Here is a 12,976-nt window from a genome sequence, read left to right on the forward strand (position 1 = left end):
AATCGGGACCGCAGGTAATCACCCCCGCAGTGGGCGACAGGCCGCAAGGTGTGGCAGGGGACTGTAACTCCCTCGCGGAGACGCACGCCAGGTTCGATTCCTGGGTCGCCCACCACTTACTTACCTGACACTTTAATATTTTTCCGCGATTTGCGCCATGAACGTGAATGGGTGCGACCCCGGTGCTTGGCTTCAAGTCTTGGCCTGTTTATGCACTTTTTTAGCGATTTTTGGGCCGTGACAGAAATAGCCTTGTGGTTGGCCCCAGCGCGAAATCCGGTCATTTACAGTAGCATATTCAAGCGGCACGTCACATCTTCCGCGCTATCTGCCGCGTTCAGCGCCCGTTTCTTTGGCGGAATATGAACTCCGGCAGAACAGTCTCCCACTCGCTGCGCTTGATGTAGGTCTGAAAAGCTTCCTCGTTATCGGCCTTACGCCACCTGACGATGGCCCCGACCTTGCCAGAGACCAGGTCTGTGCCTTCTGGCGGCACCCAGTTTGCCGCCATACGGCCGAGGACACGGCCCTGCCTGTCGAGGATCATCCATTTGTCCTTGCGCCGCTCCAGCGTTACCGCGTCGTCGATTTCGGCCTCGGTGATGGCGGCGAGCGTTTGGCTGTCCCCGGGGAGGCGTCCGGCATAAGAAAGATCGACAGAGCCCATATCCGGCAGGTGATATTGGTCAGGCGCGGGCAAGTCGGACGCTTGCGGTGCTGCGACTTGGCGCAACAGCTCGCTTTCGCTGTCAGCAAGGACGAACGCATGCGCCCCGCGGGTCACCACGGCAAGGCTGCGGCGCGCGCGTGTCATGGCGACGTAGAAAAGCCGCCGCGGCGCCTCGCCGTCCTCGCCCTTCGAGATCGCCTGCCAGCCACCGTTCAGGATCACCACATGGTCGAATTCCAGACCCTTGGACCGGTGCGCGGTCAGCAGCAAAAGCCCGCGCTGCGTGCCTCTGACATCCTGCGCCCATTCGGCCAGCCATTCGATCGCGTCGGGAACCGGGATCGTCTTGGCGCCAAGCTCGCGTGCGAGGTCCGCGATGCCTTCAGCAATCAGATCAACCCAGCGCGTCAGCCGCTGCCTGTTCAGAACATCAAGGATGTCCTGAATGGTGAGCATCGCCGCAGGCCGCGCCCGCAAGCCCGCGACCAGTTTTTGCATTTCACGCAGGCGCCAGATACTTGGCAGCTTTTCATTGGCCATCTCGACCGGAAGCCCCAGCTTTTCGGCGTAAGCCCGCACCGGCCCAAGCCGCCGCCAATCGCGCGAGATGATGGCCGCGCGCGACCAAGAGAAATCGGGGTCCAGATGGGATATCCTGACCAGTTCGTCCACCGCGGCCACCCCTTGGGCCACGTCATCCCCCTGCACGTCGAGGAATTGGGCACGCCCCTTTCCGACCGGGTCATAAGTCGCCATCGCCCCGCCACCCGGATGCAGGCTGCGCAGCTTGTCCACAGTGATCAGGTGGCCGGCCTTCATGCGCCCTTGGGCAGGCTCGATCACCTGATTTGACGCGTCGATGATGAAGCGGGTTGAACGGTAATTCTCGGTCAGGAATTTCGGCTTGGCGCGGTAATCCTCTTCGAAGCGACGGATGAACGAGATTGAGGCACCGGTGAAGGCATAGATGTTCTGGTCGTCATCCCCCACAGCAAAGAGGCTGAGGCGCTGGTCAGGATCGTCAAGCGACCGCCCTGCCACGGCAGCGATCAGCGCATATTCTTCGGGGCCGATGTCCTGATATTCATCAACGAGAATCCACCGATAGCCCTGGATCAGGGCCTCGCGCTGGGCCTCGGCCTCGGCGCGGCTGAGCCCTTCACCGGTGATCATGTGCACGGCATCACGCAAGATGGCGTCAAAGTCGCGGGTCTCGGTGGAACCACCGGCAAAGCTTGCCCCCACCAATCGCATGGCGAGCGCGTGACAGGTCGAAACGGTGACCCAAGCGGCATCCTCGCCGACAAGACGGCGCAGGCGGGCACGGATTTCGGCGGCGGCATGGCGGTTGTAGGTCAGCACGAGGATGCGCTGCGGGTCCTCGCGCCGGACACGCAGAAGATAGGCGATACGGTGAACCAGCACTCTTGTTTTGCCCGATCCGGAGCCGGCCAGCACAAGGACATTGGTTTCCTCACGGTCGTCCGCCACGATATCCTGCTGGGCAGGGTTGCCAAGATCCTCGACAATCTCCCTCCAGGCGCGTCCCGTGGTCTGGCGGCGTATCTCGACACTGCGCCCGGGCATCCAGCGACGCAGGAAACGATCCTGATCCAGCGTGAAATAATCCTGCGTGAGACTTTGCGCCTCTGCGATCCGCTCCAGCCCTTTTTCGGCGTAGGCGGCCATGACATGGGTCTGCAACGTCTGCTCGCGGTAGTGTTCCTGCAGCGGCAGGAAATCCTTGGCCGAGAAAGGCGCGCGTTCGGGGTTCAGATGAATGGTCATGGCCGAACGGAAGACTGTCAGCCCCTTGCCAAGCGTCAGCACCTGCTGTTCATGCAGCCAAAGGAGCGTGCGCTCCATCAGCTTGGTCATGTTCTTGACGCCGGACATCTTGATGACCGCATCACCGTTCAATTCGGCCAAAAGGTCGCCAAGCGTCGTCTCGACCTGAATGTCCTTGCCTCTTGTGCCGGTTGGCACCTTGGCGATCAGGAATTCAAGAAGTCTTTCGGCAGCCGTCCAGCGCAAGGACGCTGTCTGGTCCACCGCCCGCCACGAACGCTGCAGCACGATTTCGAGCGTTTTGGAAGAAAGCTTTCGCAGTCGGATATTGCCTTGGCTGCCGTCCTCATCGCGCCCGTCCCGTTCGATACTGCGCAAGAGGCGTTCGAGGATATGAGGGCCTGCGCCGGCATTGCCCATCTCTCTCATTTTCTGGCTGGCGACTGTCAGGTCAAGCTGGCAACCACCACCGCTATCGGCGTCGGGGGCCATCTCTCGCATTGTGCCCAGCAGTGCCCCCTCTAAAGTCCGCGCGGCCGCGAACCGCTGGCGAGAGCTGTTCTCGATTCCGACATGGACCTGGACTGTGATGGCAATATCGTTCCGGGCAAGGCCGATAGTCTCGAGGTCTGCCATAGCCTTGGCAAGCCCGCGATGGGTCATACCCGCAAGCCCCGTCAATTCATCGGTCGAAATGCCCTGATCGGCGGGCGTATTCATCAGGTGGCGCACGATATCGAGAAGTTGCTTGCGCCGTGCGCCGGTGATCTGCGTCTTTTCGAGCCGCGCATTCGCCTCTTCAAGCGTGCGCACCATCAGCGAGGACGGAAAAACCTGCACCCGGTTCTCTTCGCGAGAGACAAGCGTGGCCTCTTCCAGCCATGACACGGCCGTCTTGACCCGCGTGTCATCTGTTGCGCTGTCGCGCATGTATTCGCGGTCCTTTTCTTCGCGCACGATCTCTCCGGTGGTCGCGACCACCATGCCACCGTTCCGGCCCTGCTCGTCGATCCGGCGCAGCGCCTTGAGGATCGCCCCGATCTCGTGCCGCTCCAGCCGCGAGCGGGCGGTCAGGGTAAACTGACGCTCGACGTCATCGTTGTGATACAACAGAACGCAATCGGCGGGCATCCGGTCGCGGCCTGCCCTACCTGCCTCTTGCAGGTAGTTCTCCAGCGAGCCCGGGATATCGGCATGGACAACCAGCCGGATGTCGGGCTTGTCGATCCCCATGCCAAAAGCATTTGTGGCCGCAATGACCCGCAAGTCGCCCACCCGAAAGGCTTCCTGCACGAACCGCTTGTCATCGACCGTCAGCCCTGCATGAAAATGCGCTGCGGCCAGACCTTGGCCTTCGAGGAAGGCTGCGACCCGTTCAGTTTCCTTGCGCGTGGCGCAATAGACGACGGCACCGGATCGACCCTCTGGCAAGTGATCGTGGATGGCGGTCAGGATGTCTCCTAGCTTGCTCTCCTTGCGCGTCGGCAGCACCGAAAACGACAGGTTCGTCCGCGACGAACCTCCGTCGAACAGGTTCAGTTCGATGGCGAGCTTCTGTTGAAAATGGTCGATGATATCGCGCACGACCTCTGGTTTGGCGGTGGCTGTCAGGCACAGGATCGGGGCTGGTGGCGCGTCACCCGAGAATTCACGGATGAAGCGACCGATGTAGCGATAATCGGGCCGGAAATCATGCCCCCATTTCGAGACGCAATGCGCCTCGTCCAGCACCCAGAACCCCACCTCTCGTTGCTTGAGGACCGAACGCACCGATACAGAGCGGAGTTGTTCGGGCGATATCAACAGGATTGCCGCCTGACCAAGCCTGACGCGGTCCAGCGCGTCCTGCCGCTCGGGCATCGACAGCATGCCGTTGATCGTCACCGCCGAGGAAATTCCCGTGCGCTCCATTCCCTGCACCTGATCGGCCATCAGTGCGACGAGAGGCGAGATAACCACCGTCAGCGCACCGGTCTTGTCGTAAAGGCTTAACGCCGGAACCTGATAGCAGACAGACTTGCCCGTGCCGGTGGGCAAGATGCCAAGCACATGGGAATGCGCCATCGCATTCGCAACGATGACTTCTTGCAGCGGGCGACCTTCGGCATCGGCTGGTTCGGCGCGGAAGGCCGGAAAGCCGAACCACTTTTGCAGCGCGCCTTTGGGGTCGTTCATCGTCGCGCACCAGACACACGAGGGCCTGCCACAGTTGGTGTCGCGCAACTGCCGGACGATCAGCGCTGCCTGCGGAAAAGACGCCCTGACCCAAGGCGGCATGACAGATTCCCCGCCCGAGACAGAGATCCATGCCAAGGCATAGGCCATCGGCCAAGCCATCCGCGCATCACCTAGCGCATCCAGCGCAGGACCGACCTGTTCACCGCAAGCCTGACCCTCCAGAATATCGCGGATCGCGGCCAGAGCTGTGACTTGGTCCGGCGCGCCCGCATTGCGGATGTACTGAAAGACCGCATCAAACCCGTCGGCGCGATCCGTGCGCGTGACAAGGTGATGCCACGCCAAAAGCAGATCGGGCGACTGTCCTTTCAGGGCCTCGATCTGGTTGCTCAAAACATCGAACACCAGACGGGCATCAAGCTCGGGGTCATTCACATGTCCCGCCTGCAGCCGCCCGTCGTGATGATGTTTGACCAGATGATGATAGGGGTTGCGCGGAAAGGCCAAGGGGTTCAGCCAAAGCGTATCGATGGGCGCCATCATCCTGTCGCGCAGCCTTGGCCTTGCTGCCAGCAAATGCTCGATATCATGGCGCAGAATGTTGTGCCCGATGATGTAGCTGGTCGTTTTCAGGGCCGCTTCCAGCTTGTCGAGCGATTGCTGAAGTCTGCCTTTGCCTGCCACGACCGCCGGGCCGGGACCAAAGCGCACTGCGGCCAAGTCGAAGATTTCTGCCTTGCTGGGATCAACTTCCAGATCAACCGACAGGCACCGCTCCAGAAGGGGTGCCTTGTCATCGGTTTTTGGACGCAGGAAGCTCAGAAAAGGCATACAGTCCAGTCACATAATATGCGGATCATTCAACTGTTAAGGTACCTCTTGCCACCCTACAACACAAATGCCCTGTAGTGAGACCGCGCTGGAACCGTCACTGATCGTATCCTTCAGGCGCAACCAGAGGCCATCGCCACATGCAACGTCGGTGGCGGACCATCACCGCGCATTGATGGCCTACCCCTACTAAGAGTCCCGTTCATGAATTAGCTTTGGACAGGTTTGGGTTCTGCAAGGTCTTTAAGCGGCCAGCAGAAGACGCACCTGGATAAGAAGTAAGTTCAACCAGTGCCAAGGCGCTGAGGATCGATGACGATGCCAGTGGCGTCAAACCATGTGCAGCGTGATGACATGGCGCCCAATTTAGCGGCAAATGCAGAATTTACTGCAAATCCAGATAGAAAACACTGATCCTTCCGGCGCAAAGCTGCCAGCAATCAGTTGGGGGTTGGTGGCGCCCTTCGCTATGTCGGGTTCGGTTGCTGCCATCTGGTAAGGGGTTGTATCATGGCCCGTCGCAGTCAATTGAATGCCCTGAACGAGATAGACATGCGCAACATGCGCATATTCCGGCAGATTGTTGATGCCGGAGGAGTTGCCTCTGCTTCGCAATCTTTCGGTGCCGAAAAATCGACTTTCAGCCGCGCATTGAAAGCACTCGAAGAAAGATTGAATGCGCAGTTGTGTTTCCGTGGACCGGGTGGTTTCTCTCTGACGGAGTTCGGCGTTGTCGTCTATGAAACGTCGGTGGCGCTTGACGAGGCGCTTTCTTCGGCGCGGGCGCGGTTGAACGGAACGCGGGAAGCCTTTTCAGGCAAGCTTACACTCGGTATCTCGGACAATCTGATTAGCAACGTGGATGCCAAACTGTCTGACTCCATCGAAGTGCTGTTCAAGCTGGCACCAGAGGTCATGGTCACGGTCTCGATCCTTGCGCCCGATCAATTGGCCGAGGCTTTGGAGGAAGACAGGGTCGATATCGCGATCATCGCGCAAAAGCATCTGGATTCCGGTTTTCTGCTGACGCCGCTCTTTTTCGAGAAGTTCAAGTTGTTTGGCGCCGTTCCCGATGGGCACACGCAGCCTTACCACTATGCGACGCTGGCCGAAAACGGGGTCGGAACCATTCACAGAACCTTCACGCGGCCAGGAGTAAGTGCGGAATCGCTCAAGCTGAAAGGCGCATGGACCGCAAAGGCAAGCGGGCTGGAGGCTGTTGCAACACTTATCAATACCGGCCGCTGCGTCGGGTTTCTTCCGACCCATTACATCCGGTCCATCCCGATGCGCAGACCGATCAAGGAAGTGCCCGGCGCAGAGCATTTGCGGCACGCCCTGCTGTCGGGGGCTGCAACAAAACGAAATACAAGACGCAGCATGCAGGCCCAATTGATGCTGGATATACTGAATTCGAAAATGGGACCCTCTTTGGCCACCGCTGCGGAATAGCCGCTATCTACCAGATATCAAAAGCGCACAGCGCGTGACCCACGTCTATCGTGGGTTGCATCTGCCGCTGTTTTTCAGGGGAAAGGTTGCGATTTTGGCAACCTTGAGTGCGCAACCCACGCTCCTTGCGTTTTCCTGACTGGGCTACCTTTGCCGGGCGTCGGTTCGATGTGGCACTTAACCCAGGAGTCCCTACAGATGCCCGAAATACCCTTAGGAGAAATGCAACGCCTTACCATTCCTGCTCGACAGAGTGCCGGAAGCTTTCTGTTTTCCGAGATCAGCACGGACTTCAAAAACCTGCAGGCGGATATCGTCTTTCTCGGGATTCCTCATGGCAGCGCCTACACACCTGACGCGATTGCCAACGACCAGATCAATGCCCCCGATGTCATTCGCGCGGTCACAAACCGGGTGAGCCGTTCGCTGGAACGCTACGATTTCGATGTTGGCGGTCCAATCTATGACGGCAGGGATATCAGTGCCGTCGATCTGGGGAATGTCCCCTTCGACATTTCCGTCCCCGGTGGTGACCACTATCGCAAGGCAGAGCTTGTCTTGCGCAGCGTGTATGAAACGGGTGCCATGACGGTGGTATTCGGTGGCGACCACGGTATCCCGTTCCCTATCTTCAAAGCGCTGGAAGTGGTTTCGTCCGCCGAAGACCCCATCGTGCTGATCCAGATTGATGCCCATATCGACTGGCGCGATCATGTCAACGGCGTGCGGGACGGGCTGTCCAGCCCGATCCGGCGCGCCTCGGAAATGGCGCACATCGGCGAAATTTTCCAGATCGGAATCCGCGCCCAAGGCAGCGGAAGAACAGAAGAATACGAGGCCGCCATGGCATATGGCGCGAACATCATTCCTGCTTTCGAAGTCCACGACAACGGGGTCGACGCCATTCTGGCGAGGATCCCCGACAACAGGCGCTATTACATCACCATCGATGCAGACGGGATTGATCCGTCCGAGGCACCCGCCGTGGAAGGCCCCGCACCAGGCGGGCTGACCTTTCATCAATGCCGCAAGCTCATTCATGGTCTTGTCGGCAAAGGGCGCGTTCTTGGCATGGATATTGTCGAGATCACCCCCTCGCGCGATGTCAATGACATCACATCCATCCTTGCGGGTCGCCTTGTGGTCAACCTGATCGGGGCCGCGGTGCGGGCGGATTACTTCACCACAGAACCTAATGAAAAACCCTGACGCCAGATGAAAGGATCATCTTCCATGACTGACACATGTCATCTTCGCAAAGCCGCCTATGCCCTGTTCTTTGGTCTGGGGGCGATGACCACGCCCGCCCTTGCACAGACCACGCTGGAGCGCATTCTCGAAGGGGGTGTCGCGACAGTCGGCACCGAGGCAGCCTTTCCGCCATTCGAATTTGTCGATGAATCCGGAGAGATCGTCGGATACGGCAAAGATATCCTGGATGTTGTGATTGCCGAACTGGGGGTAGAGCTTAACCAGCTCGACGTGCCTTGGCAGGGCATCTTGCCGGGTCTGCTGGCCGGGAACTTCGATTTTGTCGCCACGACTGTCGCGATCAATGAAGAACGTGCCCAGCGCTACGCATACACATTACCTATCGCGAATGGCCAGCCACACATCATGACCCGCGTCGGCGAAGCGATCGCAAGCGAGGATGATCTTGCCGGTATGATCGTCGGCACACAACTTGCCTCCTCGGTCGAGCCGATTGCACGGGCCTTGGACGAGCGGCTCAGTGCCGAGGGCGAGGGCTTTGCCGAACTCAAGCTCTATACCGCATTCACCGACACCTATCTCGCGCTGGCCAGCGGCGAAATCGACGCTGTGATTCAATCGCTGCCAAACCTTGCAGTTCTGGTGCAGGAACGTCCGGGCCTGTTCGAGATCAGCGCGCCTGTCGAGACCTCGGTGGAATGGACATATATGGCATGGGTCACACGGCCCGAGGATACCGATCTGCGTGATTTCATCTCCGGTGTCATTCGCGAGATGCGTGACGATGGTCGGCTCTATGAATTGCAGGACAAATGGTTCGGGTTCCGGATGGAAATCCCCGACGAAGGCTATCTGCCTGCCAGCGCCTATTGACCGTCGCATCCGTTCTTCGGGCGCTTCGGCGCCCGTTGGACCCCCTTTCACCTCAAAATCGGGACAGGACCTTTGGGATTTGATATTGACGCAGTCTGGAGCGCGATGCCCCGCCTGATGGATGCGATCAGCGTCAATTTCAGGATTGCCTTCGCGTCCATCCTTCTTGCGGTTCTGGGCGGCACGCTCCTGACGATCCTGCGATCGTTCAAGATCAGGGCGCTGAATGTCGTCATCATTGTCCTCATCAGCTTTATTCGTGGCACGCCCCTGCTGATCCAGATTTTCCTGTTCTATTACGGCCTGCCAGCGCTGGGCCTGCGCCTGAGCCCTGAAGTAGCTGGAATCCTTGCTCTTTCGCTGAATTCCGCGGTTTTTGTCTCTGAAATCCTGCGCGGCAGCCTGCCCAGTATCGAGGATGGCCAGATCGAAGCTGCAACAGCACTTGGTCTGTCAGCTGGTGTGATCTGGGGCAAGATCGTTCTTCCGCAGTTGTTCCGCAAGACGCTGCCGATGCTGATTAATGAATCAACCGTGGTGGTGAAAGGAACAGCGCTTCTGGCTGTCATCACCGTTGTCGAAACGCTGCGCGTCGCCCAACAGATCGGAGCCTCCACATTTCGCCCGTTTGAGCCGATTATCGGTGCTGCCATCCTGTTTCTTGGTCTCTACGTGATCCTGACCGCCCTTGGCTGGGCAGTCGAGCGGCGCCATGCACAGGAGCGTCGTTAAGATCATGGCTCTCGATCCTACGGTCATCTTGAACTACTGGCCGCTGCTTGTGGACGGGGCCGTGCTCACCTTGCGCCTTGCCGCAATTGCGTTTGTTGGCGGCATGCTGATCGGTGCCATCTGCGCGACGCTCAGCCTGCTGAACTACTGGCCGGTTCGCATGGTCATTCTGGTCTATCTGGCGCTGATGCGCGGCATTCCGTTTATCGTCATCGTGTTCCTGATCCATTTCGGCCTGCCTTCTTTCGGCATTCGGACACAGGCGCTTGTTACCGGAACTGTTGCGCTGACCCTCTATGCAGGGGCGTATTACGCCGAGATCATTCGCGCCGCTGTCCTTGCTCTGCCGCGCGGGCAATGGGAATCTGCGCGGGTGATCGGTATGCCGCCCATCGCGGCGGCCCGGCATGTGATTATCCCGCAGATCATCTCGCCGAGTGTTCCGCCCATCGTGAACTGCACGATGACCATGATCAAGGAAAGCTCGATCCTCTCGGCGATCACCGTTGCGGAATTGACCTATCAAGGGCTGGTCATTCAAGGCAACACATTTGCCCCCTTCGAAGTCTTCATCTCCTTGGCGCTGATCTACTGGGCGATCACCATCGCCTTCAGTCTGCTTGCCTGGGCTTACGAACGCCGCTTTGGCACGGCCTCGGGCCGGACAAGCCGGATGAGCCCGATTGCCGCCCGCTATCTCGACATTGACGGGAAATCAGGACGATGAAGACTGGTCCCGCACTCCGCGCAACCCGGCTCATCCGCCGTTTCGGCGAGTTGAAGGCAATTGACGAGCTGTATCTCGAAATTCCCTACGGTCAGGTTGTCAGCCTTGTGGGACCGTCCGGTTGCGGCAAGTCCACCCTGCTGCGGTGTCTGACACATCTCGATCCGCCCGATGAAGGGTTTATCGAGGTCGGGGGTGAATCGCTGGGTCGCGCGCTTTTGCCGAACGGCATCGTCAAGCACAATTCCCGCCGCCACACGGACAGGGTCCGCCGCAAGATCGGTCTGGTGTTCCAGTCCCTGAACCTGTGGCCGCATCTGTCGGTGATGGACAATATCTGCACCGCGCAATGCATCGCGCTGGGACGCTCGCGGGACGCGGCACGCGCACATGCGTTGGAACTGCTTGACCGGCTCCGCATAGGCGCGATTGCAGATGCCTATCCCGGTCAGATTTCCGGTGGACAACAGCAACGCGTCGCGATCGCAAGGGCGATGGCCATGAACCCGGAGATCCTGCTTTTCGATGAACCGACATCCGCGCTTGACCCGGAACTCGTGGGCGAAGTCCTGCGGCTGCTCAAGGAACTGGCAAGCTCGGGGATGACCATGCTGGTCGTCACCCATGAACTTGCCTTTGCCCGCGACGTTGCCGACCGGCTGCTGTTCATGGACCGGGGCATCATTCTGGCGGACGGCGCACCGCAGGATGTCATCACCCAGACTGCGGACCGCCGCGTCCGCGATTTTTTCGACAAGGTCACCGCCTTCCACCCAAAATTCATGGCAGGCACAAAACCCAAAGAGGAACATTCATGAAAACCGTCAATCGAGGTTATGTTGGCATTCCCAGCTTTCTGCGCTCCAGAATTGCTGCTGATCCGTCTGAATACGGCGATGCAAGGATCGGGGTCCTTGGCGTGCCATTCGACGAAGGCTCGCCCTTTCTGCCGGGCAGTCGTTTCGGACCCAGAGGCATCCGTGAGCATTCCTTGCGTATCCCCGTGGGCGACCCGCTTTTTGACCCCGATACCGGCGAAAGCTTTCTAGAGCACGAATTGAAAGACGGGCTGATTATCGATGTCGGTGATGTCGACGTGCGCCCCGCCAAGCCCGAAAGGACATTCGAGATCATCACCGCTCGGGTGCGCGAGATGCTGGATGGCGGATTGTTTCCGGTCATCCTTGGCGGAGATCACGCCATTACCTATCCTGTCTTCAAAGCGTTCGAAAAACCGATGCATGTCATCCAGTTTGACGCGCATCAGGATTATTCCGAGATCGACGCCGATCTTGACCGGACAAACAGCCATGCCTTCCGCCACATCGGGGCGATGGAAACCTGTCTTTCCATCACCCAGATCGGCATTCGGGGCCTGCGGACAACGCGGCGCCATGTCGAGGAAATGCGGGCTGCCGGGCACCGCGTTGTAGCAATGACCGAAACCCGCGCCCTTGGTCCCAAAGGCATCGCAGGCCTGCTTCCTGAAGGATCAGAGGTATATGTCACGATTGATGTCGATGCGCTGGATCTGTCGATCGTGCCCGGCTGTGTCTCGGGGGAACCTGACGGCATGGGGTTCCGCGACCTGATGGAAAGCCTGCGCGAAATCGCCAAGCGCCACAGGATCCGCGGGTTCGATTTTGTCGAGGTCAACCCGCCTCTCGATATTGGAACAGGGGCCACATCCTATCTGGGTGCTTTGGTGGTCACAGAATTTCTGGGGCACATCTGCAATCAGCCCTGGTGGAGCGAAACATTGGCCAAAGGAGCACGGTCATGACAACGACAGAACGCATCAAAATCCCCGCATCACATGGGCGCGCCGTGCGATTGTCGCAGGGGCAATGCATCACCATCTACAACACCTCGGGGACGCAGGTCGTTGATACCTGGGCGCTTTGCTCTGATGATCCCGACCAATTCATGTCCCTGTCGCACACGCGCGTCGAAACAGGGCGGATCAGTCCGGTTGTCGGTGACGTGCTGGTGACAAACCGTCGCGAACCGATCCTGCAATTCGAGCATGACAGCTCCACCGGAATACACGACGGCCTGATGGCCGCTTGCGATGCGCGGCGCTACGCAAACCTCGGGGCAATCGGGCATCATCGCAGTTGCGCGGAGAATTTCCACGAGGCGCTGGCAGCAGTGGGTGCCTCGGCCGGGGATGTGCCGCAGCCATTGAACCTTTTCATGAATATTCCGATCAACGCCGACGGAACGCTCACACAGGGAACACCACCTGCAAAAGCGGGTGATTACGTCAGTCTGCGCGCACTTCGGGACTGTATCCTGGTGATGTCCGCATGCCCGCAGGACATGACACCCATCAATGGAAACAGACCGACGGATGCACATTTCAGTGTGTCCTGAAAGCATCCCGTTTGACCAGCTCACGTGACCGGCGGCGCGAACGTCAGCCGCGTCAAGATTGCGGGTTAACAGCTTTAATCCCACCGCGACGGCGCGTCATTTGCGACGTTCTGATCCGATATTTCAACGAAAGGGAC

Annotated in this window: 9 protein-coding genes and 1 tRNA gene; 9 read left to right on the forward strand and 1 reads right to left on the reverse strand. The window is 59.1% G+C overall.

Features of this window, described 5'->3' with window-relative positions:
• Positions 1–31 precede the first annotated feature (31 nt).
• A tRNA-Tyr gene (locus tag VCK47_RS05200) sits at positions 32–115 on the forward strand.
• A gap of 222 nt (positions 116–337) precedes the next feature.
• Here the strand turns inward: VCK47_RS05200 and VCK47_RS05205 are convergent.
• Positions 338–5,356 (reverse strand): RecQ family ATP-dependent DNA helicase, encoded by a 5,019-nt coding sequence (locus VCK47_RS05205; protein WP_322890031.1) that lies wholly within the window; start codon positions 5,354–5,356, stop codon positions 338–340.
• A gap of 555 nt (positions 5,357–5,911) precedes the next feature.
• Between VCK47_RS05205 and VCK47_RS05210 the strand changes: the two genes are divergently transcribed.
• The 8 genes from VCK47_RS05210 to VCK47_RS05245 all read left to right on the forward strand — a co-directional run bounded on the left by VCK47_RS05210 (position 5,912) and on the right by VCK47_RS05245 (position 12,839).
• Positions 5,912–6,919, forward strand: a complete 1,008-nt coding sequence (locus VCK47_RS05210) for a LysR family transcriptional regulator (protein WP_322889650.1) — start codon at positions 5,912–5,914, stop codon at positions 6,917–6,919.
• A gap of 150 nt (positions 6,920–7,069) precedes the next feature.
• Positions 7,070–8,128, forward strand: coding sequence for an agmatinase (locus tag VCK47_RS05215; RefSeq protein ID WP_322889651.1), 1,059 nt, complete (start codon positions 7,070–7,072; stop codon positions 8,126–8,128).
• Positions 8,129–8,152: 24 nt separating this feature from the next.
• Positions 8,153–9,004, forward strand: a complete 852-nt coding sequence (locus VCK47_RS05220; protein ID WP_322889652.1) for a transporter substrate-binding domain-containing protein — start codon at positions 8,153–8,155, stop codon at positions 9,002–9,004.
• A 105-nt stretch (positions 9,005–9,109) separates the two neighbouring features.
• Positions 9,110–9,736: an amino acid ABC transporter permease gene (locus VCK47_RS05225; RefSeq protein ID WP_322889653.1), complete on the forward strand. Its 627-nt coding sequence runs from the start codon at positions 9,110–9,112 to the stop codon at positions 9,734–9,736.
• A gap of 4 nt (positions 9,737–9,740) precedes the next feature.
• Positions 9,741–10,463: an amino acid ABC transporter permease gene (locus VCK47_RS05230; protein ID WP_322889654.1), complete on the forward strand. Its 723-nt coding sequence runs from the start codon at positions 9,741–9,743 to the stop codon at positions 10,461–10,463.
• Complete coding sequence (locus VCK47_RS05235) at positions 10,460–11,281, forward strand: amino acid ABC transporter ATP-binding protein (protein ID WP_322889655.1); 822 nt, start codon at positions 10,460–10,462, stop codon at positions 11,279–11,281. Before VCK47_RS05230 ends, VCK47_RS05235 begins: the two co-directional genes overlap by 4 nt.
• Positions 11,278–12,246: an arginase family protein gene (locus tag VCK47_RS05240; protein WP_322889656.1), complete on the forward strand. Its 969-nt coding sequence runs from the start codon at positions 11,278–11,280 to the stop codon at positions 12,244–12,246. Before VCK47_RS05235 ends, VCK47_RS05240 begins: the two co-directional genes overlap by 4 nt.
• The gene (locus VCK47_RS05245) at positions 12,243–12,839 is read left to right on the forward strand and encodes an urea carboxylase-associated family protein (RefSeq protein WP_322889657.1); all 597 of its coding nucleotides are present in this window, start codon (positions 12,243–12,245) and stop codon (positions 12,837–12,839) included. Before VCK47_RS05240 ends, VCK47_RS05245 begins: the two co-directional genes overlap by 4 nt.
• The last annotated feature ends 137 nt before the right edge of the window (positions 12,840–12,976 follow it).

Source organism: Yoonia sp. 72, assembly GCF_034652275.1.
GTDB lineage: Bacteria > Pseudomonadota > Alphaproteobacteria > Rhodobacterales > Rhodobacteraceae > Yoonia.

Excerpts from the sequence above, each read along its gene's own strand:
- VCK47_RS05230 (WP_322889654.1), top strand. The coding sequence starts at position 9,741 with ATGGCTCTCGATCCTACGGTCATCTTGAACTACTGGCCGCTGCTTGTG.
- VCK47_RS05225 (WP_322889653.1), top strand. The coding sequence starts at position 9,110 with ATGCCCCGCCTGATGGATGCGATCAGCGTCAATTTCAGGATTGCCTTC.
- VCK47_RS05240 (WP_322889656.1), top strand. The coding sequence starts at position 11,278 with ATGAAAACCGTCAATCGAGGTTATGTTGGCATTCCCAGCTTTCTGCGC.
- VCK47_RS05245 (WP_322889657.1), top strand. The coding sequence starts at position 12,243 with ATGACAACGACAGAACGCATCAAAATCCCCGCATCACATGGGCGCGCC.
- VCK47_RS05220 (WP_322889652.1), top strand. The coding sequence starts at position 8,153 with ATGACTGACACATGTCATCTTCGCAAAGCCGCCTATGCCCTGTTCTTT.
- VCK47_RS05235 (WP_322889655.1), top strand. The coding sequence starts at position 10,460 with ATGAAGACTGGTCCCGCACTCCGCGCAACCCGGCTCATCCGCCGTTTC.